Consider the following 21902-nt stretch of genomic DNA (forward strand, 5'->3'; position numbering starts at 1 on the left):
ATAACCCTGTGTGGAAGCTGAGGATAGAGGGTGGATAGTGATTGGATAACTATCCACAGGGAGAACTCGGCACGTTGGAGGTGTGGTGTGCATAACAATGTGGGTAACCCTGTGAAAATACCTTGCACAGGTTGCGCATAACCCTTGAATAACTGTGCTCCCGCAGTGGACAACTCACACGGCAATACGCGTTTCAAACTTGCTGCGGAAGGTGGAAAAGTAGGTTTTCACATTGCGCACATTGGTGCGGGTGGCGAACAGGCGGTGCGCCAGCGCGTGGTAGGCGGGCATGTCCGCCACCTGCAGCACCAGCACGAAATCCGGCCCCGGCGACACGCGGTAGCATTGCAGCACCGCCGCTTCGCCCGCCACGTGCTGCTCGAACTCGTCCATGCGCTCGGCGGCTTGCACGTCGAGCGTGATTTCCACAATGGCGGTCAGGCCGGCGCCCACCTTGTCCGGTGCCAGCAGCGCCACCTGGCGCGCGATGACCCCGGTCTCCGTCAAATGCTTGACGCGGCGCAGGCAGGTCGGAGCGGACACGTGGACCAGTTGCGCCAGTTCCGCATTGGTCAGCGCGGCATTGTCTTGCAAGAGGTTGAGGATACGGCGGTCAATGTCATCGAGTGTTGGAATATTCATTCATATCTTTCATATTTATGAAATTTAATTTCTACACTATACAGTGTTGAAATAAAATTTCATGCACGATTGAATTTGGAAAGCATATTTCACAACCACTACTCTACACTGGCTGTTATTAAATAACTCATCCATTCAAGGACACCCTATGTGCGGCATCGTCGGCGCAGTAGCGCAACGTAACATCACCCCTATCCTGGTTGAAGGTTTGAAGCGCCTGGAATACCGCGGCTACGATTCGTGCGGCGTGGCGCTGCATGTCGATGGCAAGTTGCAGCGTTCGCGCTCGACCTCGCGCGTGGCGGACCTGGGCAAGCAAGTCGAAGAAACCGGCCTGAGCGGCTTCACCGGCATCGCCCACACGCGCTGGGCCACGCACGGCGCCCCGGCGTCGCACAACGCCCACCCGCACTTCTCGCCGACCTCGGACAACGCGCGCATCGCGCTGGTCCACAACGGCATCATTGAAAACCACGACGAGCTGCGCAAGGAATTGCAAGACCTCGGCTATGTGTTCCAGAGCCAGACCGACACCGAAGTCATTGCCCACCTGGTTGATCACATGTACCAGGGCGATCTGTACGAAACCGTGCAGCAGGCCGTCAAGCGCCTGCATGGCGCGTATGCGATTGCCGTGTTCTGCCGCGAAGAACCGCACCGCGTGGTGGCCGCGCGCCAGGGGTCGCCGCTGATCGTCGGCCTGGGCAATGGTGAAAACTTTGTCGCGTCCGACGCGATGGCGCTGGCCGGCACCACCGACCAGATCATTTACCTGGAAGAAGGCGACGTGGTCGACCTGCAACTGGGCCGCGTGTGGATCGTCGACGTCGACGGCAAGCCGGTCGAGCGCGAAGTCAAAACCGTGCACGCCCACACCGGCGCGGCGGAACTGGGCCCGTACCGCCACTATATGCAAAAGGAAATCTTCGAACAGCCGCGCGTCATCGGCGACACGCTCGATGGCGTGACCGGCGTCATGCCGGAACTGTTCGGCGACGGCGCGTACCAGGTGTTCAAGGACATCGACCGCGTGCTGGTGCTGGCCTGCGGCACCAGCTACTACGCCGGCCTGACGGCCAAGTACTGGATCGAGTCGATCGCCAAGCTGCCGGTCAACGTGGAAATCGCGTCCGAATACCGCTACCGCGATTCGGTGCCGCACCCGAAAACCCTGGTGGTGACGATTTCGCAATCCGGTGAAACCGCCGACACGCTGGCGGCGCTGAAACACGCGCGTTCGCTGGGCATGGAACACACGCTGACCATCTGCAACGTGTCGACCAGCGCCATGGTGCGCGAGTGCAAACTGGCGTACATCACGCGCGCCGGTGTGGAAGTGGGCGTGGCGTCGACCAAGGCCTTCACCACCCAGCTGGTCGGCCTGTTCCTGCTGACGATGACCCTGGCGCAAGTCAATGGCCGCCTGAGCGACGCGGAAGAATCCGCGCACATGAAAGCGCTGCGCCACCTGCCGGCATCGGTCTCGGCCGTGCTGGCGCTGGAGCCGCAAATCATCGCCTGGGCAGAAGAATTCGCCCGCAAGGAAAACGCCCTGTTCCTGGGCCGCGGCTTGCACTACCCGATCGCGCTGGAAGGCGCGCTGAAGCTGAAAGAAATTTCGTACATCCACGCCGAAGCGTATCCGGCCGGTGAACTGAAGCACGGCCCGCTGGCGCTGGTGACGGAAGAAATGCCGGTGGTGACGATCGCCCCGAACGACGCGCTGCTGGAAAAGCTCAAATCCAACATGCAGGAAGTGCGCGCCCGTGGCGGCCAACTGTTCGTGTTCGCCGACGTCGATTCGCGCATCGTCTCCGGCGACGGCCTGCACGTGATCCGGATGCCGGAACACTATGGCCAACTGTCGCCGATCCTGCACGTGGTGTCGCTGCAGTTGCTAGCGTATCACTCGGCGCTGGCGCGCGGGACCGACGTGGACAAGCCGCGTAACCTGGCGAAGTCGGTGACGGTGGAGTAAACGGCACGGCGTTTTTGGGAATTTTTACCGGCCTTAGCAGCCCATGTGTGCCAAGAATGGCCACATGGGCACAGTTGCGATGCCAGAGGTGACTATCGCAGCAGAGACCGGCCACAACCCGACAAAATGTGATGCACGCAATTTACTTTAGATGGAAAGTAGCCTCTGGCCGTGAGCCAGACTTTGAGCACGCCTGGCTGGAACTAACCGAACTTATACGCGACAAGCAAGGCGGTCTGGGGTCGCGTCTGCATCGGTGCGCCGACGGCCACTATTTTGCGTATGCCCAATGGCCGTCCGAACTCGTCTGGGCTACACAGCCCGAGCCTACCGCACGCATGGCCGAGCTGCGAAATCAAATGCGTGAATTCGCTGAACTTGTAGATGGCCCACTTCGGGGTGACGTCGTTGCCGACCTGTTGATATCGTCAGCTCATGGTACTGATCGTAAAGACGAGGTGTCTCCGATTCCGCATTGTTTCCCGGCGCAATAACTGCGTTACCTCCCCCGTTTAACTCAATTGCGATGCCGGCGCCAATCGGTAACCGAGTGTTAACCGCCGGCGGCCCGGCGTGGGTGGAATTTGGTGAGTCTTTTCTGATGCTTGGCAAGTTAAGATATGCCAACTTTTTCAGGAGCCCATGAATGTCCTTACGCCCCATCGTTGCCGCGGCGCTGTTGCTGCAGGCCTGCTTCGCACATGCAAACACTACTTCCCTGGAGGGGCTGCTGGATGCCAAGTTGGCGCCCATGTTCAAGTCCGGCGCCCCCGGCGCCGCCGTCATTGTGATGCGGGATGGCGAGACGGTCTTCCGCAAAGCCTATGGGCTGGCCGACGTCGATAAAAAGGTTCCGCTGCACGCGGATATGCAGTTGCGGCTGGGCTCGATCACCAAGCAGTTCACCGCAGCGGCAATCCTGATGTTGGCGGAGCAAGGCAAGCTTTCGCTGCAGGACGACATCACGCGGTTCGTGCCGGATTATCCGACCAAAGGCAAGTCCATCACCATACACCAGCTGCTGCAGCACAAGTCCGGCATCCACAATTACACGGCCATGCGTTCATTCTGGTCGGTGGCGGGCAAGGACATGAGCGTCGCGCAAATGATCGACTTCTTCAAGAATGAACCGCTGGACTACGCACCGGGCGAACGCTGGGCCTACAGCAACTCCGGCTACTTCCTGCTTGGCGCAGTGATCGAGAGAGCGTCCGGCATGCGCTATGCCGATTTTATTGCACGGAACATCTTTGAGCCGTTAGGTATGTTGGATACGGCCTACGAAGGCGCGGAGCGCAGCGCGAAGCGCCGCATTCCAGGCTATCGCGGCGGCTTTTTCTCGGACTATAGCGCGGCCGATCCAATCAGCATGTCATTGCCCTACGCGGCAGGTGCGCTGGTTTCCACCGTTGACGATCTGGCGCGGTGGGATGCCGCCATTAGCGCCGGCAAGCTGCTGACGGCGGAAAGCTGGAAGCAGGCTTTCACGCCATGCACGCTGCCTGGTGCTGCGGCATGCAATTATGGTTTCGGCTGGACCATTGGCAAGCTGCGCGGGCACCGGGAAATAGCGCACGGCGGCGACATCCCCGGCTTTAATGGCCACGTGATTCGCCTGCCGGACGATAAAGTTTTTGTCGCGGTGTTGAGCAATGGCGAACGCGCTTTGCTCAATTCAGAAGTGGTGGCGCAGCATGCCGCAGCCATTGCCATTGGCGATCCATTCCCTGAGCGGAAAGTCATCGCTCTGGCGCCGGAGGCGCTCGATGCCTTCGCCGGCACGTATAAGCTGGCCGATAACAGCACACGTACGGTGCGCCGCAAAGGGGCCATCCTGACCTGGCAGCGCGAAGGCCGTTCGGCGACGGACCTGAAGCCGTATGCATCGGCCAGCTTCTTCATGGAGGGAACCATGAATAGCGTTGAGTTCCGGCGCGACGCCGGCGGCAAAGTAACCAGCCTGTTGATGCAGCAGACCACTGGCGAGCAGGTGGCCGAGCGCATCGCGGATTAAGCGAGGGAAGTGGCGGTGCATGCGTCGTTCAGCCTTCCAAATGAACCGCCCTCTTCTTTTCCCTCTCCTGCTTCTCTCTGTCGTAATGCCACTTGATGGCGAAGAACATCCCCGTGCCGAACACGAGAAGCTTGAACGTAACGAAGACTATCGGGATCCAATCCATCATGTTGAGTCTTTCCAGGTGATTGTTTGACACGATCTCTCGTGAGGAGCGACTGCCATGCAAGGAGGGTGTCGCTGCATGTTCGGGCATACTACTTGAAAGCAATTTCCATACATTGAGACAAAATTGTCCCAGTTGAAAACCATGCAGGATGACAGTGTGCCAATCTGGTTGCCGCGATTGGCCGGGAACAAAGGGCCGCGTTTTTTGCAGATTGCCGATGCGTTGCAGGCGGCGGTGGCGGACGGATCGCTGAAACCGGGTGACCGTCTGCCTCCGCAGCGCCAGCTGGCAGCCCGGCTGGACGTCGACCTGACGACGATCACGCGCGCATACGACGAAGCCAGGCGCCGCAATCTGTTGGAGGGCCGTGGCGCGCGAGGCACATATGTCGCGGCGCCGAAAGTCGAATTGACCGCGATCCTCGACCTGAGCATGAATACCCCGCCACCGCCGGAAGGCGTGGACTTCGACGACATGTTGAAACAGGGTTTGTCTCAAGTCCTGATGAGGGCAGATAATGAATTGCTGATGACTTACCACTTGGCCGGGGGAAGCGACTCCGACCGCAAGGCTGGCGCCAAATGGCTCGAACCGATGTTTGGCCATCTGGCGCCCCGGCAGGTGGTTGTCTGTCCGGGGGCGCAGGCGGCAATTGCCGCATTGATCCTCGCGCTGACGGAGCCTGGCGATGTCATCCTGGCAGAGCCAATGGCTTATCCCGGCTTGCGCGCCGCAGCGGCCCAATTCGGCCGGCACGTCATTGCGGTGGAAGCGGACCAGCACGGGATGGTGCCAGGGATGCTTGAACAAGCGTGCCGCCAGCACAAGCCTGGGCTGGTCTACCTCAATCCGACATTACAGAACCCGACCGCCATCACCATGCCGGAACGCCGGCGCAAGGAGCTCGCCAGCATCGCGAAGCGCCGCAGTGTACGCATCGTCGAGGACGATCCCTACTGGCTCCTTGCCGAGGCACCGCCGCCACCTGTCGCCACGTTTGCCCCGGAACAGGTGTACTACATCTCGACCCTGTCGAAATGCCTGACGCCGGGCTTGCGTGTCGCGTTCGTGCTGATACGCGACCCGCAGGAACGCGACCGTTTCCTGGCCGCGCTACGATCCTTTGCGCTGATGGCCGCTCCGCTGACGGCGGCACTGGCCACGCAGTGGATACTCGACGGTTCGGCTGACGGATTGATGGAAGGCGTGCGCAGCGAGGCGCGCCTGCGCCACCGGATGGCCCGGGATATCCTGGCGGGGCGGTACAGCGGCGCCGGAGACGGCTTGCATGTATGGCTCGAGTTGCCGGCGTATTGGAACTCCTCGCAGCTTGCGCGTGCAGCCGGCCGCGAGGGCATCGCAGTGACGCCGGCGGAGGCATTCGCAACCGGCAGCGGAACCGTGAATGCCATTCGGATCTCGTTGGGTGGCATCAAGGACCGTGGACGCTTACAGGCAAGTCTTCAACGGCTGTCTCATCTGCTTGCGCGGCGGCCCGAGTCGTTCAGCGCCGCGGTGGTGTAAGCCGCTCGATGCGGTCGCATATTGGCTGGCGGCATCTAATCCCCCTTGAGGCTGGCGCACCGTTGAAAAAACACACGCGGCCGGTTTTGAGAGTGCTAACCTGCCACCATCTTCAAGGCTATCGACAGCCTGCCACCTCAGCGGTCTCCCATGTGACGCGGCCGTAGCCCATTGCGGCTTACCTGCATCACACCTTTCGTGAGGATGTTAGTGTGATGAATCCAATCCCCTTCATCGAAGATTTGCGGGCAAGCCTACAGCCACGCCGTTTCGCAGTGATGCATGTGATCGTCGGCCTTGCCGTGTGCGCCATGCCGTCCACTTCCGCCGCGGCCCCGCCTCAACTGCTGGTAGGCGTCCCTTCGCAACGCTGCCTGGACATCTTCGCGGGCAGCCAGGCGCCCGCTACCCCCGCGATCATTTTTGACTGCCACGGCAGGATCAACCAGCAGTGGGAATATACCGCCGCAGGCGAACTGCGCACCTTCGATGGCGCCCGCTGCCTGGACGTCAAGGCGGCCAGCACCCTGCCCCAGGCCATCGTGCAATCCTATCCCTGCCACGGCGGCGCCAATCAAAAATGGACGATCAGGCCGGACAAGGCCATTGTCAGTGCGCAATCCGGACTGTGCCTGACCGTGGTGGGGGGCCGCACGGCGAACGGCACCGGCGTCGATATGTGGCCGTGCCGGGGCCTGGCGCACCAGCAATGGTCGTTCAAGGCGTTGCCGCCTTCAGGCAACGACACGCAGGCGCCAACGCCGCCGGGCGGGCTGGCCATCAGTGCTCTGGCGTGCCGCTCCGCCACGCTGTCGTGGAAGGCCGCCACCGACAATGTCGGTGTCGCCTATTACGACATCTATCGCGATGGCCAGGCCTTGGGGACGGTCAATGCCAGTACGCTGAGTGCCCCGCTCACGCTCACGCCGGGCGCCAACTGGGGCTTGTACGTCAATGCGCGCGATGGCGCCGGCAATGTTTCGCAGGCCAGCGCGACGCTTCAGCTCAAGGTACCGCAGTGCGAGGTGGACGCCCAGGCTCCTTCGGTGCCGGCTGGCTTGCGCGGAACCGTGGCCGGGACCACGGCGACCCTGGCATGGGACGCGTCCAGCGACAACGTGGGCGTCACGGGTTACGACGTCTATCGCAACAGCACGAAAATCACTACCACCAGCACGCTCGGCTATATCGACACCGGCCTCGCCGCCGAGACCACTTACCAGTACACCGTCGCGGCCCGCGATGCGCAAGGCAACGTCTCGCCGCGCGGGCCCGCCTTGTCCTTAACCTCAGGAAAAAGCTGCACCGATGTCATTTGCTCGGCGGTCCAGGTGGCGGTCGAGACGGATATCCCATGGGGGCTGGCCGCCTTGCCGGACGGTACCGTGCTGTACACCCGGCGCGACGCGCAAGACATCATGCGGCTGGATCCGGCTACCGGAACCAAAACGTCGCTGGGCATCATTCCCAACGTCCAGGGCACCGATGGCGAAGGTGGCTTGCTGGGCATCGCCATTCCCGCCGGGTTCCCGGACCAGGATTCCTGGCTGTACGTCCATCACACCAGCCCGACCGACAACCGCATCGTGCGCCTTCGCTATGTGAACGGGAGGCTCGACATGGCATCGCTGGAGGTATTGTTGAAGGGCATCCCGCGCAACAAATTCCACAATGGCGGGCGCCTCCGTTTCGGCCCGGACGGCAAGCTGTACGCGGCGACGGGAGACGGGCAAAACGGTCCGTTTGCGCAAGACCTTCAACGCCTTTCCGGCAAGATCTTGCGGCTGAATCCGGACGGCACGCCGCCGGCCGATAACCCGTTCGGGAACTATGTCTGGAGTTACGGCCACCGCAATCCCCAGGGCCTGGCGTTCGACGCCAGCGGCCGTTTGTGGGCACAGGAATTTGGCGATTCGCAGGACGAAACCAACTTGATCGTTAAAGGCGGCAACTACGGCTGGCCCAATTGCGAAGGCGTCATTTCACGGGCCGGCGCCGGCTGTGCAACCGCGGGCTACGTGGCGCCGAAAATGACCTACCGCAATACGGAGGCATCGTGCAGCGGCATCGCCATCGTCGGCAATGCTTTGTATGTGGGCTGTTTGTCCGGCAAGCGGTTGTATCGCAGCGACATCAGTGGCGCCAGCCTGGTCAACGTGCGGCAATTCTTTGTCGGCGCCTATGGCCGCATACGGACCGTGGAACCCACGATCGACGGGAATTTATGGATGACGACCAGCGACGCCGCAGGGGACAAGGACAGTGTGCCGAACAATACGAATACCCAGATCTTGAAGATCATATTGAAGCCGTAGACGCTTGCTGCTTGTCCTCGTGCAGGGCCGTTTTGCCAGTCTGTCACTTGACAAATTAATAATCGTTGTTACAATTCCCCGCCGGAAATTTTCTGTGGCGCTGCGAAATATTTTGCAGACATATAACTCCAAGGGAACCCCAATCAATGAAACTCTCCTTTACCGCCTTGCTTGCTTCTGCAGCCCTGCTCACTGGCTGTGCGTCCGCGCCTCAGACGCCGGTGCCATTTTCGGCGAAATCGGTCGTTGGACCTGAGAACCGCGTCGCGGTCGTGATGACAACGCTGCCTGTGGTCGATACCAACTTCCCCGGCGCTGGTTGCTTGTTGTGCATGGCTGCGGCATCGGTTGCCAACAGTAGCCTGACCAGTCACACCAAGACCCTGGGCCATGAAGACTTGCCCAACTTGAAAGAGCAGGTGGCGGCCGCCCTGCGCAAGAAAGGCGCCACGGTCAGCGTGATCGCGGAACCCCTCGACATGGCCAAGTTGCCTGGCGGTAAAGGCGGCCCCAACGTCGCATCCAAGGATTTCACTGCCCTGCGCGAGCAATTCAAGGCCGACAAACTGCTGGTCATCCAGCTCAGCGAAATCGGCTTTTCGCGCACCTACTCCGCCTATGTCCCGACCAGCAATCCCCAGGCCAAGATCACCGGCACCAGCTTCATGGTCAACCTGAAGGACAACAGCTATGAGTGGTTTGCGCCGTTGAACGTGGTGAAGGGTTCCGAGAAATGGGATGAACCACCCAAGTTCCCAGGTTTGACCAATGCCTACTACCAGGCGATTGAGCAAGCAAAGGACGACATCACCCAGCCGCTGGCCAACTAATGAAGGCCAATCAATTGTCGGGCCGGCTTGTGCTGGCCCTGGCGGCGCTGGCGGCCATGCCCGCGCCGCAGGCTGCCGAAGCGGCCGGCGTCAAGCTGTCGCTGCCGCCGTTGCCCAAGGTTGCCTTTGCCGGCGCCATCAGCGCCGACCAGGAAGGCAAAGCCGGGTCGATGATGTACCCGGCGCCGGGCCTGGTCGGTTTATTGGCTGCCGTGGCCACCCATGCGGCGCTCAACAGCGCGGCGATGAGCAAAGCTGAGGAAGAACAGCGCCTGGTGGCGGACCGGGTGTTGGTCCCCTATCAAAGCGTACTCGACAGCTTTAAGCCTACTGAATTGCACGCGGCCACCTTACAGCGGCTGCCGCAACAGAACGCGCCGGTGGAGATCGACAGTGCGCCGGTCTTTGTCATGACCCAGGATCAAAGCGCCCTGGTGCTGGATAACACGCTGGAAATCCGCCTGCCCGGCGCACCCGCGCCATATCGCCAAAGCGTGCGGGTGGTATTGCCGGCGGCACCGGTCCAGAGCGTTCCCGTGTATTGGACCGAGGCCGAAGGCAAGGCGCTCAAGGAAGCCAGCGCAAGCTTGCTTGCGACGTCGATCGAAGTGGCGCTGGCCGACATGCAGGCCGGCAAACAAGCCGAGACGAAGCAAAAGACCGTACGCTACATGGAAGGACAGAAAGAAAAGGTCGAGCGCGCCGAACTGTTGCGTGAAACCTGCGACAGCTTTGTCTTGCGCACCCTGCGCGGCAGTCTGATGCATGTGCCGCGCAAGGAGCCGGTGGCCTGCAGCTAACCGAAGGATGGGCCAACCATGTTGGCGGCGGCGCGGCAAAAACTCCCAGTGCTGCAAGGGAAAAATAGCCGCGCCGCCTGGCGCAATCACTTCGCGATCAACAGCAGCAAGCCCCGTCCGCACACCCCATACACCGTGTTTTCCCCGCCGATGGCGTCTTCCGCCCCCGGCGCACGCACTTGGCCCGCGCCCTCCGCCCAGCCGCACGTGTCGGTGACCCGGTACCAGCTCTTGCCATTGCCCGGCCACGGCAGCGTGAAGTTCACGTTGCCACTCCAGCCGTTGTAGGCGACATAGATGGCGGAAGCGCTGTCGCCGAATTCGCTGCCATCGATGCGCCAGGCAAGCGCGTGGTTATTACCGTCATTGAAGTAGGCGCCGTCCGCCACCGCGCCGTCCGGCTTGAACCAGCGCAGCTGTTCCATCACGTTGCCGTTGCCATCCGATCCCGCATAGAAGTTGGCGGGACGCAGCGACGGGTGCGCCTTGCGGAAGGCCACCAGCCCCTTGGTGAAGGCCTGGAAATTGCTCTGGTCGGTGGTCCAGCTCCAGTTCAGCCAGTTGGCGCTGGAATCGAGGTTATACGGATTGTTGTTGCAGTTGATGCTGCGCAGGTATTCGTCGCCACCCACCATCATCGGCACGCCGCCGGACAGCAACAGCAAGGCCATGCCGTTGCGCGCCGCCTTGCGCTGGTCGGCCGCCACGTTGCCCTGGTCCCAGCTATTGTTGTTATCGTCGCCGCCATCGCTGGGGCCGTAAGGCCAGGCCTGGCTATTGTTTTTGCTGTTGCAGCTGTAGAGGTCCTTCAGCGTGAAGCCATCGTGGGCCGTGATGAAGTTGACCGAGTGCCAGGGCTTGCGGCCATCGTCGCCATACAGGTCGGACGAGCCGGCAAAGCGCGTGGCCAGGGTGCCCGGGGTCACGGTGGCCGAGCCCAGCTTGTTCTGGTCCTGGCGGATCGCGTCGCGGTAGAGGCCGTTCCACTCGGCCCAGCCGGTGGGGAAACCGCCCACCTGGTAGGAATTGCCGCCGATGGCCCACGGCTCGGCGATGTGGTCGACACCGCTGCCGCCGCCCGCCGCGCGCGCCGGCAGTTCGGCCATGATGCGGTTCAGCGCATTGCCGCTGTCCATTTTGTCGAAGTTGAAGCAGCCATGCTGGCACGTGTTGCCCAGCACGGAAGCGAGGTCATAGCGGAAGCCATCGACCCCCAGCTTGTCGCGCCAGTAGGCCAGGGAATCGACGATCAGGTTTTGCGCCACCGGGTTGCGGGTATTGTAGTTGCCGCCCACGCCGGTGTTGTCCCAGGAATTCTGGTAGTCGCCGGTCAACGAGTAATAGGTGGGGTTGTCCAGGCCGCGCATGCCGAGGATGTTGTAGGTGTTGTTGTCGCCGGCGTTCCACTGGCCGCCCTCGCCCGTATGGTTGTACACCACGTCGACATAGACCTTGATGCCATTGTCGTGGAAGGCCTTCACCATTTCCTTGAATTCGCGGGTCGGGCCGCCGGGCGTCTTGTCGTAGCTGTAGCGGCGGTCGGGCGCAAAATAGCCCAGCGTCATATAACCCCAGTAATTGTCGCCCGTGGTCGAGTTGGGATCGTTGTCGTTGGTGTCGTTCTGGGTTTCCTGCAAGGGCAGGAATTCAATCGCCGTCACGCCCAGGCTGGCCAGGTAGGACGCTTTCAGGCCGGCGCCCTTGTAGGTGCCACGGTAGGCGGCCGTGATGCCGGTGTCATTTTTGGTCAGGCCGCGCACATGGGCTTCATAGACGATATCGTCCTTGAAAGCGCGGGTCGGCTTGGCGCCAACCGACTGGGTATCGCCTGGCAGCACGACACCCTTCGGCGCGCTGGCGCCGTTGTCGATGTTGCGGTACAGCGGGCCGCTGGCATAGATGGTGCCGTTGGTCATGGTGGCGGTGGTCGGATCATGGCTGATTTCCAGCGCATACGGATCGGTCAGCAATTTGTTCGGGTTGAACCGGTTGCCGTTGGCGTCGACATCGCTGAGGAATCCGATCGACGACCCCTTGCTCCAGCCCACGCCGTAGCGCCAGTTCGGGCCCCACGCGCGGTAGCCGTAATACACCGCGCCGGTGATGCCATAGCTGGCCAGCTGGGCGCTGGTGACATTCAGGCTCCAGATGCCGCCCGTGCCCAGGGTCATCGCCAGCTTCGCTTTTTCCTGCTGGCCGGTCGCCGCGTTGTACAGGTACAGCTCGATGCGGGTGGCGCGGCTGGAATAAATCTTGAAGTTGATGCTGGATTTGGTGGCGTCGTACGCGGCGCCGAGATTGTTGGGATTGATGGCTGCATGGACGACAGGGCTGCCCAACAGGGCGCAGCCAAGCATCGCCACTCCAAGGGCACGGCGAAGTTGCATCGAAATCTCCTAGTTATTATGTAATTTAGCTACCTAGGTAGCGCAATGATTCTGCGCTTGTGTGAGATTCAGGTCAACTTGCTTGCTTGAAGTGGTTGTAGTACTACTACACATCGTCCATGACAATGAGGTACGTGTGCTACTGCCAATAGTTTGATCCGCCTTATAACGACAACGCACCATCGACACAGGTAATGGCCGTCCCGCCAACCCGGATGGTCTCGTCGGAAATCGACAGCCGCAACACCCCTGCCCGTCCCACCACGGCGCCCTGGGTCGCCAGGAAGTCATGGCCAAAGCTGGAGGTCTGCCCGGTGTGGCGGATGTAGGCGGCGATGCTGCCGTTGCCGCTGCCGCACACGGGGTCTTCACTGATCCCGTGGGCCGGAGCGAACGCGCGCACTTCGATTTTTGCCGGGGCGCCGGCGGGGTGCGGGCCGAAGATGATGACGCCCGTATGCCTGCCTTTGCTGTCTTGCACTTTCATGCGCTGTAAATCCGGCTGGTTGTCGAGCACCGCCTGCGCGGAGGGCAGTTGCGCCACCACCCAGCGGGTGCCGACATCGACCAGGAGCGGAGGCCGCCGCGGGTCCAGCGGCGTGCCAAGTATCGCTTCGAGCTCGCCGACCTGGCCGCCATCGAGCGCGGTGTACTGTTGTTCCGGCAGGTCGAACGAGATCCAGCGTTTGCCGTCGTCCGCCTGCTCCACCCGCAGCTGGATCAACCCGGCCGTGCATTGCTGCACCAGCTTGCCGTTTTTCGCTTCAATCATGCCGGCTTCCAGCAGCGCATGCGCCGTGCCGATCGTCGGATGGCCGGCAAACGGCAGTTCCGCGCCCGGCGTGAAAATACGCACGTGGTAGTCGGCCCCTTCCGCCGTGACCGGCACGATGAACGTGGTTTCCGACAGGTTGGTCCAGCTGGCGATCTGCTGCATCTGGCTGGTGGAAAGGTCCCTGGCATCGAGCACCACCGCGACCGGGTTGCCCTTGAAAGGAGTGGAGGTGAAAACGTCGACGGTCTTGAACGGTACGCGTGTCATGCTGGCCTTGTGCGGATGGTGGGAAAAGCGGTTTCCGGGCAGCGTGGCTGCCCGGGCTGGAACTAGTCTAGCTGCAAGGGTAACACCGTCCCCGTAACAATTTTGCAATTGGCGGCCAGTACAGTATCGGTGGGCTGGGGCGTACTGTATTGGCGGTGCCGTGTCAGAGACGGCCCACGCCAATCACCGCCTCGGCAAACGCGCGCGGCGCCTCCTGCGGCAAGTTGTGGCCGATTGCACCCGGTAACTGTCGATGCTGGTACTTGCCGGTAAAGCGCTTGGCGTACGACGCCGGTGCGGGGTGTGGCGCGCCGTTGGCATCGGCTTCCATCGTGATGGTGGGCACCGTGATCGCGGGGAACTGGGCGAGGCGGTTTTCCAGGCCGGCATATTTGGCTTCGCCGGCCGCCAGGCCCAGGCGCCAGCGGTAGTTGTGGACCGTGATGGCCACGTGGTCCGGGTTGTCCAGCGCGGCGGCGCTGCGGTCGAACGTGGCGTCGTCGAAGCGCCATTGCGGCGAGGCGGTTTGCCAGATCAGCTTGGCGAAGGCGTGGCGGTTCTTTTCATAGCCGGCCTGGCCGCGCTCGGTGGCGAAGTAGAACTGGTACCACCATTGCAGCTCGGCGCTCGGCGGCAGCGGCTGCTTGCCCGCTTCCTGGCTGCCGATCAGGTAGCCGCTGACCGAGACCAGTCCCTTGACCCGTTCCGGCCACAGCGCCGCGACGATGCCCGCCGTGCGCGCCCCCCAGTCATAGCCGGCCAGGGTGGCCTGGCCGATCTTCAGCGCATCCATCAGCGCAATCACGTCGGTGGCCAGCGCCGCCGGCTCGCCGTTGCGCAGCGTGTTGGCGTCGAGGAAGCGCGTGCTGCCGTAGCCGCGCAGGTGCGGCACGATCACGCGGTAGCCGGCCTTGGTCAGCAGCGGCACCACGTCGATGTAGCTGTGGATGTCGTATGGCCAGCCGTGCAGCAGGATCACGATCGGACCGTTGGCCGGGCCCTCATCCACGTAGCCGATGTTGAGCACGCCCGCGTCGACCTGCTTGACCGCCGCAAAGGTCTGCGCCTGAGCTTGTGCCAGCCCAGGCAGGGCGAATTGTGCGGCGGCTGCCACTGCTGCTGCAAGAAGATGGGCGCGGACGTTGCGGATGTTCATGGTGTACTCCGGTCTGGTTGGGTGAAATTACTTATCGTGATAATGATTGTTGAGGTAAATATATCCGAGGTCTCAGCGCTTTTCAAGTACGATAATCATTATCGCGATAATTAATTTAGGGGCTATCCAATGAGCAACGACAAAAACGCACGCAAGAACATCGCCAGGTTGGGCGATTTCATGTGCTTCGCCATCTACTCGACCAACCTGGCGTATTCGCGGGTCTACAAGCCGGTGCTCGAGCAGCTCGGCCTGACGTACCCGCAATACGTCACCATCATTTGCTTGTGGGAAGAGGACCGGCAGACGGTCAAAGGGCTGAGTGAAAAACTGTTCCTGGAGCCGAGCACGCTGACACCGATGCTCAAGCGCCTGGAAGCGATGGGCTATGTGCGCCGCGAGCGCGACACGGAAGACGAACGCAGCGTGCGCGTGTCGCTGACCGACGCCGGGCGCGCGCTGCGTGAAAAAGGATTTGATTACCGGGAGATCACGGCCAAAGCAGCGGGCCTGGCGCCCGATGAATTCCGGATCTTGCAAAAGGCGGTGGTCAAACTGCGCACCAACCTGATCAACGCGGCGGACCCGGCGTCGTGACCCGCCAAGCCAGGTATCAGTTGCCCTTCATCGACAGCTCCACATCGCCGTCAAACGGCAGCGACAGGTAGCCGCCGTCCGGTGCGCGCACCAGCGCCACATACTCCGGGCAGTAATCGGCATTGTCGGCAATGACCAGGGCGCCGGGACGCAGCCGGTGCTCGAGCAGGCGCAGGATGTCCCAATACAGTCCCTTGGCGCCATCGAGCAGCAGCATGTCGATCTGTTCCGGCAAGCCGGTGCGCAAGGTTTCCAGCGCGTCGCCTTCCCGGATGTCCACCAGGTCCAGCAAGCCGCCCTCCGCCAGGTTGTCGCGGGCGCGCCGCGCCTTCGATGGTTCAAATTCCGTGGTGATCAACTGGCCGCCGCCATTGTCACGCAGCGCCGCGGCCAGGTGCAGTGTCGAGATGCCGAACGAGGTGCCGAACTCGACGATCACGCGGGCCTGGGTGCTGCGCGCCAGCATGTACAGCAGCGTGCCGGTCTGGCGCGACACGGGGATCGCGGCTTCCTTCAGTTGCGCATAGATTTCGCGGTATTCGGTCTTGCTGCTCAACATGCGGCCGCGTTCGGCGACCGGCAGGGCGGCGAACGCCGTCATGGCCGGTACTTCCACGCTGTCGGCTTCGGCAAACAGGCGTTCCAGCAGGGGCGCAACGGGGGAAGACATCAGGGTGTTCATGGGGGATTCCTTTGTGAAGTCAGAGCGGTAATAATATGAAGAATCCTTCACATTTCATATTCGCGTTGCCCGCCCCCGCCATGACCGATCGTCCCGATGCCCGTATTTCCTCGCGCAGGAAGCCGAAACAAGCGCGCTCCAATGACCTCGTCAGCGCGATTTTGCAGGCGGCTATTCAGGTTTTGGCCAAAGAAGGCGCACACCGCTTCACCACCACGCGGGTGGCGGAACGCGCCGGCGTCAGCGTCGGCTCGGTGTACCAGTACTTTCCCAACAAGGCGTCGATCCTGTTCCGCTTGCAAAGCGACGAATGGCGGCAAACCTCGGCCATGTTGGCCGGCATCCTGCAAGACCTGGGGACGCCGCCGCTGCAACGGTTGCGCGTATTGGTGCACAGCTTCGTGCGCTCGGAATGCGAGGAGGCGGCCGTGCGCACGGCGCTCAGCGATGCGGCGCCTTTTTACCGCGACGCGCCGGAAGCAGTGGAAGCCAGGGCGTCATGCGATCGCCTGTTCCACGCCTTTATGCAAGAGGTGCTGCCCGATGCCACAGACGCCACGCGCGCGATGGCGGGTGATTTGGTGATGACGACACTGAGCGCGGTCGGCCACCAGTTTTCGGAAACGCCGCGCACGGACCAGGACATCACGGCCTATGCGGACGCCATGGCCGATATGCTGTGCGCCTATCTGTCGCAACTGGCTGCCCGCACGTCGCCACACAAGCCCTGCGCCACCAATACCAAACGCCCAACCAAAACAGGAAAATCATGAGTCTGTCCGCAAGAAAAGCCCTGGCCATGCTGGCCGCCCTACTGCTCACCGTCCATGCCGGCACGACTGCCCGTGCGGAGGTACCGGAAGCGGCCACGCCCGGTGGCAACACGCTGTTCTTTCCCGGCGCAGGGGACGCAAAACATGCATCAGCGATCCTGGTCCATGGCTACCGCTGCGTCGAAGAGTGCATGCCGGCCTTCAAGCGTTATGCGCATGCGCTCAACGCGCAGGGAATCGATGTGTACTTCGTGAAGTATTACGACGATAGCGACCGGCGCTCGCTCGATGCCGGCACGCTCGATCAAAAACCGGCCTATGTGGCGCGCTTCAAAGCATGGACCGGCAAGGTCCGTGCGGTGGCGCAGCAGGTCAAGTCGCAACAGCGCTCCGATGGCCGCGTGGCGCTGATCGGCTTTTCACAGGGCGGCCGCCTGGCCATCGCCAGCGCCGCGGACAACCCGGACATCCAGGCCTTGGTGGTGATTTACGCGCGGTTGCCGCGTGCCGATGAATTGAACGCGGACATCACGGCGTTGCCGCCAACGCTGCTGCTGCACGGCAGTAACGACACGGCGGTGCCATTGGCGTACGGCGAGGCAGTGTATGAGAAGGTACGCTCGCTGGGCGCGGCGCGCGGGATGGTGGTGTATCCCGGCGCGGAGCATGGCTTCGATTTCAGCGAAAGCAGTGAAGCGGCCATCGACGCCCGCAAGCGGGTGGTCGAATTCATGCGCGACCAGATGCCGTGAAACGCCGGGGCGCCGCAACTAGCGCCGCAACTCCGACATGATCTTCTCGGCCAGGAAATCGCACGGCGGCCGCTTGGATTTACTGCTGCGCGCCAGGATCACTTCCAGCGCGTCAATCTCCGGCAAGCCCTGCGCCTGGCCAAGGACGCTGAGGTGCGCGGGCACCGCGCAGCGCGCCAGCGGCGCCACGGCCAGCCCCGCTTCGACCATGCTCAGCAGCCCCATCAGGCTGGGGCTTTCATACGAGGTGCGATAGGGAATTTTGGCCCGCTCCAGGCTGCGGATCGCATTTTCACGCGCCACGCTGCCCGGCAGGAACACCGCGATCGGCAATGGCCGCTCACGCCAGATATCCTTGGCGCTCGGTGTCGCGGCCCACACCATCGGTTCAAAGCGGATGAACTCGCCGGACAGGCCTTTGACGCGCGTGGCGCAGACCAGGTCGACCGAGCCATCCTTGACCATCGGCGCCAGCGCCACGCTGGGCAGGCCCACCACCTGGATTTGCACCTTCGGGTAGGTCGCGGAAAATTTCTTGAGGATCGATGGCAGCAGCGAATAGGCATAGTCGTCGGGCACGCCAATCACCACGCGGCCGGTGATGTCCGGCCGCACCACGGCGGCCCAGGCTTCGTCGCGCAGCGCCAGCATGCGCCGCGCGTACGTCAGCAGCACTTCGCCATCCTGCGTCAGGGTGACGCTGCGCGGCTTGCGCACGAACAGCGGCTTGCCGAGCGCGGTTTCCAGCGTCTTGATTTGCATGCTCACGGCCGATTGCGTACGGTGCACGACTTCCGCGGCGCGCGTGATATTGCCGGTGTCCGCCACGGCGACCAGCATGGTCAAAACGTCAAGATCGAGTGCTTTCATAGCGTTTCAGTATCAGAAAAACTGATTGATGCAATCAATATTATGCGATTTTCTTAGGCTAACACGTCGGGCATAGTATTGGAAAGGAGGCCACACTGATGAACGCACGTACCAACCCATCGATCTTCGCATCCCCCGAGTTGTACTTCGCCACGCTGTTGTCCGGCATGCGCGTGCCATACGTGGCGTCCGGCGCCGGCGAGCCGCTGTTTTTCGTGCATGGCTCCCTGTGCGACTACCGCTACTGGAACAGCCAGGTCAATGTGCTGTCCAAACATTATTTCTGCGTTTCCACCAGCCTCAGCCATTACTGGCCGGCGGACGATGCCCGCACCCACAGCGAATTCAGCTGGCAGGCGCACGTGGATGAACTGGCCGAGTTCATCACGGCCATGAACGTCGGACCGGTGCACCTGGTGGGCCACTCTCGCGGCGGCTGCGTGGCGTTCCAACTGGCGCGCCAATACCCGAACCTGGTGAAAACCCTGACCCTGGCGGATCCGGGCGGCCCGCTGCAAATCGACGGCATGCCGGAAGCGGTCTTGCCGGCGGCGACCCTGGCCGTGCGCGCCAAGGCGGCTGAATTGATCGAGGCTGGCGAGATTGAAGCCGGACTGGAAATGTTCGTCGACTCGGTCAGCATGCCCGGTATCTGGAGCAAGAGTTCCACCAGCTTCCGCACCATGGCCATCAACAACGCGGCCACCCTGCCGAAGCAGTTCCGCGATCCGCTGCCCGCCTATACCCGTGCCGCGGCCGGTGAAGTGCAATGCCGGACCTTGCTGATCGGCGGAGAAAAGAGCCCGCGCATGTACCGCGACAACGTGGACCAGCTGGTGCAGTGGATCCCGCAGGCGGAAAAGCACACCATTGCCGGCGCGTCGCATGGCATGAACGTGACCAACCCGGCGGCGTTCAACCGGTTGATCCAGGCGTTTGTGGACAAGCAGGTGGCATAGTCCTGCCCTGCTGCCGGAATTAGTCCGAATTATGGATTAGCCATAATTATTGCTAATCCATAATTCAACTTAATTTGGCGATGCCAGGTTGCCCGGTCATTTTCAACGTGGTTGCATAGCTGGAAGGACTTATTCGCCAATACAGCACCGCCACCACTGCTACGCAACCCAGATGCAGCGCCCAGCCCACCGCAAACCCGCCCGTGGCGTCGCGCAGCCCCGCCACGATCCACGGCGGCAGTGACGCCATCAAGAACCCCCCGCCCTGCATCAGCGCGGACAAGGCGCCGGCCTGCGCCGGATCCGGCAAGTGATCGAGCGCCACGATCAGGGACAGGGAAAAGCAGCCGCCCAATCCCGCGCCCAGCAGCAGCACCCACGCCACCGGCGCGACGTCGGGAATGAACGCCAGCGCGGCATAGCCGGCCGCCTGGAACGCCAGCGTGAGCCACAGCCAGGGCCGCCGGTCTTGATGCTTGCGAGCGAGGATCGGCAGCAGCAGCGCGGAACCGGCCTGGCATGCCGACATCACGGCAAACAGGCCGCCGCTGGCCGCCGCGCTCCAGCCATGTTCCCGGTAAAACGGCGCCAGCCACGCCACCACAGTGGAAAAACCGCCATTCATCAGGCCGAAGCAAATCATCAGCAGCCACACGCGTGGCTTGCGCAAGTAAGCCATGATGGCCAGTTGGCCCGGTGGGACGGCGGTGTCGCGCGGCAGGCTGACGCCGGCCAGCGCCAGGGCCAGCGCGGCCGGCAACGCCATCCAGGCCAGCCCGATGTGCCAGTCGCCGCCCTCAATGGCGGCCAGCGGCGCCAGTTGCGCGCCGAGCGCGCCGCCCACCATCAGCATCGCCGAATACAGGCCCATGACGACGCCGACATGCCGCGGGAATTGCCGTTTGATGATGCCGGGCAAGACCGCCTGCACCACGGCCACGCCGAGCCCCAGCAACGCCGCCGTGCCGACCAGTTGCCAGCCCGTTGCCGTAAACAGCCGCAGCAATGAACCCAGCACCAGCAGGACCAACGCGCCGAGGATGGCGCGCCGCGCGCCGATGCGCGCCTGCAAGAAGGGGCCGGCGAAAGCGCATACGCCCATCAGCAGCATCGGCACCAGGGTCAGCAGCGACAAGCCTTTCAGATCGAGGCCGGTCTGGGCGCCGATATCGCGCGCCAGCGGCCCAATGCCGGTAATAAAAGGCCGCAGGTTCAGCGCCACCAGGGCAATGGCCGCCAGCAGCACGGCGGCGGGTATGGCGGGGGTGGTGGCTGTGGTGGCGGGATGGTCCGCTTCAGGTGCTGCACGCAGGCGGCTGTGGTGTGTCATGGGCATTCCTTTCTGGACGCCGCTTGAATATAGCCACAAGGCACGCCAGTGTGGGTGGCGCGATCCTGATAACCAGTATGCGGCCACAACGCATGGGCAAGGCGCACCGGCCTTAACGGTCGTGCTTGCCCGAGGCGTCCGACAGGTAATTCACCAGTTGCCGCGCATGGGTGGACAGGGTGTCCCATGCGCGGATGCAGATGCGCAGTTCGCGCGTGGCCCACGCGTTTTCCAGCGCCACCGTGGTGACGGCGAGGTCGTGCACATAGCGGGACGCGGCCACTTCCGGCAGCATGGCGATGCCCGCGTTTTCCGCCACCAGTTGCGCGATGGCGGAGAAGCTGGGGGCGCGCACGCGGATTTTCAGCGGCCGCGCGCTTTGCATCGCCATCTCTTCAATAAAGCGCTGCATGGCCCGCTCCGGTGGCAGGCACACGAACGGGTAGTCCAGCGCATCCTTCAATTGCACCGCGCGGCCGTGCGCCAGCGGATGGCTGGCGGGCACCAGCAGCACCAGCTTGTCGTGCCGGAAGGGCAGCGAGGTGACATTGTGGGTCGCCAGGTTGCCATCGAGGACGCCGATATCGGCCAGCCCGGATTGCACCGATTGCAGCACCTCGGCGCTGTTCTGTTCCACCAGTTGCAAATCCACTTCAGGGTAATCGCCCAGGAACGGGCCCAATGCGGCCGGCAAAAACGTGCTGTTGGCCACCGTGGTGCCGGCCAGCCGCAAGGTGATGCGGCGCTGGCCGGTCAGGTCGCGCACCGTGTCTTTCAGGTTTTCCACGCTGTGTAGCACATGGCGCGCATGGTCCAGCACCAGTTTTCCCGCCGGCGTCAGGTCCATGCCATCCGCATGGCGCTGGAACAGGATCAACCCGCAGCGCTCTTCGAAATGGCGCAGGCGGTTGCTGGCGGCGGACAGCGCAATCGGGAACGACGCCGCCGCCTTGCTGAGGCTGCCCGCATCGGCAATCGCGGCCAGCAAGCGCAAGTCAATCAAATCGAAATGCATGGTTTCTCCATACGAGAAGGCTGGGTATCTGAAACAAGCATTCTAGCGAACTTCGCTTCGCGCCAAA

General features: G+C 62.5%; 20 protein-coding genes. 11 read left to right on the forward strand and 9 right to left on the reverse strand.

Going from position 1 to position 21902, the window contains the following annotated elements; all coding sequences use genetic code 11:
* Positions 1 to 174 precede the first annotated feature (174 nt).
* Complete coding sequence (locus AC1RRC_RS12770; protein ID WP_493055846.1) at positions 175 to 642, reverse strand: Lrp/AsnC family transcriptional regulator; 468 nt, start codon at positions 640 to 642, stop codon at positions 175 to 177.
* Positions 643 to 790: 148 nt separating this feature from the next.
* Between AC1RRC_RS12770 and glmS the strand changes: the two genes are divergently transcribed.
* The 3 genes from glmS to AC1RRC_RS12785 all read left to right on the forward strand — a co-directional run bounded on the left by glmS (position 791) and on the right by AC1RRC_RS12785 (position 4634).
* Positions 791 to 2620, forward strand: coding sequence for a glutamine--fructose-6-phosphate transaminase (isomerizing) (gene glmS / locus AC1RRC_RS12775; protein WP_493055847.1), 1830 nt, complete (start codon positions 791 to 793; stop codon positions 2618 to 2620).
* A gap of 131 nt (positions 2621 to 2751) precedes the next feature.
* A complete protein-coding gene (locus AC1RRC_RS12780) occupies positions 2752 to 3114 on the forward strand; it encodes an antibiotic biosynthesis monooxygenase family protein (protein ID WP_493055848.1) in 363 nt (120 codons plus the stop codon).
* Positions 3115 to 3266: 152 nt separating this feature from the next.
* Positions 3267 to 4634, forward strand: coding sequence for a serine hydrolase (locus AC1RRC_RS12785; RefSeq protein ID WP_493055849.1), 1368 nt, complete (start codon positions 3267 to 3269; stop codon positions 4632 to 4634).
* A gap of 28 nt (positions 4635 to 4662) precedes the next feature.
* Here the strand turns inward: AC1RRC_RS12785 and AC1RRC_RS12790 are convergent, their stop codons facing one another.
* Positions 4663 to 4803, reverse strand: coding sequence for a hypothetical protein (locus AC1RRC_RS12790; protein ID WP_493055850.1), 141 nt, complete (start codon positions 4801 to 4803; stop codon positions 4663 to 4665).
* A gap of 141 nt (positions 4804 to 4944) precedes the next feature.
* Between AC1RRC_RS12790 and AC1RRC_RS12795 the strand changes: the two genes are divergently transcribed.
* The 4 genes from AC1RRC_RS12795 (at position 4945) to AC1RRC_RS12810 (ending at position 10272) form a co-directional block, all read left to right on the forward strand.
* Positions 4945 to 6327 carry an aminotransferase-like domain-containing protein gene (locus AC1RRC_RS12795; RefSeq protein ID WP_493055997.1) on the forward strand — a complete coding sequence of 461 codons (1383 nt, stop codon included), beginning with the start codon at positions 4945 to 4947 and terminating at the stop codon, positions 6325 to 6327.
* Between the two features lie 215 nt (positions 6328 to 6542).
* Positions 6543 to 8642, forward strand: coding sequence for a PQQ-dependent sugar dehydrogenase (locus AC1RRC_RS12800; RefSeq protein ID WP_493055851.1), 2100 nt, complete (start codon positions 6543 to 6545; stop codon positions 8640 to 8642).
* A 275-nt stretch (positions 8643 to 8917) separates the two neighbouring features.
* Positions 8918 to 9472, forward strand: a complete 555-nt coding sequence (locus AC1RRC_RS12805) for a hypothetical protein (protein WP_493055852.1) — start codon at positions 8918 to 8920, stop codon at positions 9470 to 9472.
* Positions 9472 to 10272, forward strand: a complete 801-nt coding sequence (locus AC1RRC_RS12810) for a hypothetical protein (RefSeq protein WP_493055853.1) — start codon at positions 9472 to 9474, stop codon at positions 10270 to 10272. The genes AC1RRC_RS12805 and AC1RRC_RS12810 overlap by 1 nt, the downstream gene beginning before the upstream one ends.
* 86 nt (positions 10273 to 10358) lie before the next feature.
* Here the strand turns inward: AC1RRC_RS12810 and AC1RRC_RS12815 are convergent, their stop codons facing one another.
* The 3 genes from AC1RRC_RS12815 to AC1RRC_RS12825 form a co-directional block, all read right to left on the reverse strand.
* Complete coding sequence (locus tag AC1RRC_RS12815; protein ID WP_493055854.1) at positions 10359 to 12659, reverse strand: glycogen debranching protein; 2301 nt, start codon at positions 12657 to 12659, stop codon at positions 10359 to 10361.
* A gap of 163 nt (positions 12660 to 12822) precedes the next feature.
* Entirely contained in the window at positions 12823 to 13701 is an 879-nt protein-coding gene (locus tag AC1RRC_RS12820) for a PhzF family phenazine biosynthesis protein (protein ID WP_493055855.1), read from the reverse strand.
* A gap of 163 nt (positions 13702 to 13864) precedes the next feature.
* The gene (locus tag AC1RRC_RS12825) at positions 13865 to 14857 is read right to left on the reverse strand and encodes an alpha/beta fold hydrolase (RefSeq protein ID WP_493055856.1); all 993 of its coding nucleotides are present in this window, start codon (positions 14855 to 14857) and stop codon (positions 13865 to 13867) included.
* A gap of 129 nt (positions 14858 to 14986) precedes the next feature.
* Here AC1RRC_RS12825 and AC1RRC_RS12830 point away from each other — a divergent pair, with 129 nt between their 5' ends.
* Positions 14987 to 15454: a MarR family winged helix-turn-helix transcriptional regulator gene (locus AC1RRC_RS12830; RefSeq protein WP_493055857.1), complete on the forward strand. Its 468-nt coding sequence runs from the start codon at positions 14987 to 14989 to the stop codon at positions 15452 to 15454.
* 16 nt (positions 15455 to 15470) lie between these two features.
* Here the strand turns inward: AC1RRC_RS12830 and AC1RRC_RS12835 are convergent, their stop codons facing one another.
* Positions 15471 to 16136 (reverse strand): O-methyltransferase, encoded by a 666-nt coding sequence (locus AC1RRC_RS12835; protein WP_493055858.1) that lies wholly within the window; start codon positions 16134 to 16136, stop codon positions 15471 to 15473.
* Positions 16137 to 16216: 80 nt separating this feature from the next.
* Here AC1RRC_RS12835 and AC1RRC_RS12840 point away from each other — a divergent pair, with 80 nt between their 5' ends.
* Positions 16217 to 16909: a TetR/AcrR family transcriptional regulator gene (locus AC1RRC_RS12840; RefSeq protein ID WP_493055998.1), complete on the forward strand. Its 693-nt coding sequence runs from the start codon at positions 16217 to 16219 to the stop codon at positions 16907 to 16909.
* Positions 16906 to 17661, forward strand: coding sequence for a dienelactone hydrolase family protein (locus AC1RRC_RS12845; RefSeq protein WP_493055859.1), 756 nt, complete (start codon positions 16906 to 16908; stop codon positions 17659 to 17661). Before AC1RRC_RS12840 ends, AC1RRC_RS12845 begins: the two co-directional genes overlap by 4 nt.
* Positions 17662 to 17679: 18 nt before the next feature.
* Here the strand turns inward: AC1RRC_RS12845 and AC1RRC_RS12850 are convergent, their stop codons facing one another.
* Positions 17680 to 18531, reverse strand: a complete 852-nt coding sequence (locus tag AC1RRC_RS12850) for a LysR family transcriptional regulator (RefSeq protein WP_493055860.1) — start codon at positions 18529 to 18531, stop codon at positions 17680 to 17682.
* A 98-nt stretch (positions 18532 to 18629) separates the two neighbouring features.
* On the opposite strand from AC1RRC_RS12850, the gene AC1RRC_RS12855 reads away from it, so the two are divergent.
* Positions 18630 to 19490, forward strand: a complete 861-nt coding sequence (locus tag AC1RRC_RS12855) for an alpha/beta fold hydrolase (protein ID WP_493055861.1) — start codon at positions 18630 to 18632, stop codon at positions 19488 to 19490.
* Positions 19491 to 19554: 64 nt separating this feature from the next.
* Here the strand turns inward: AC1RRC_RS12855 and AC1RRC_RS12860 are convergent, their stop codons facing one another.
* Both AC1RRC_RS12860 and AC1RRC_RS12865 read right to left on the reverse strand, forming a co-directional pair.
* A complete protein-coding gene (locus AC1RRC_RS12860) occupies positions 19555 to 20820 on the reverse strand; it encodes a cyanate transporter (RefSeq protein WP_493055862.1) in 1266 nt (421 codons plus the stop codon).
* 112 nt (positions 20821 to 20932) lie between these two features.
* Positions 20933 to 21835 carry a LysR family transcriptional regulator gene (locus AC1RRC_RS12865; RefSeq protein WP_493055863.1) on the reverse strand — a complete coding sequence of 301 codons (903 nt, stop codon included), beginning with the start codon at positions 21833 to 21835 and terminating at the stop codon, positions 20933 to 20935.
* Between the last annotated feature and the right edge of the window lie 67 nt (positions 21836 to 21902).

The sequence above is a fragment of the Pseudoduganella sp. GW821-FHT12E03 genome (assembly GCF_058807115.1).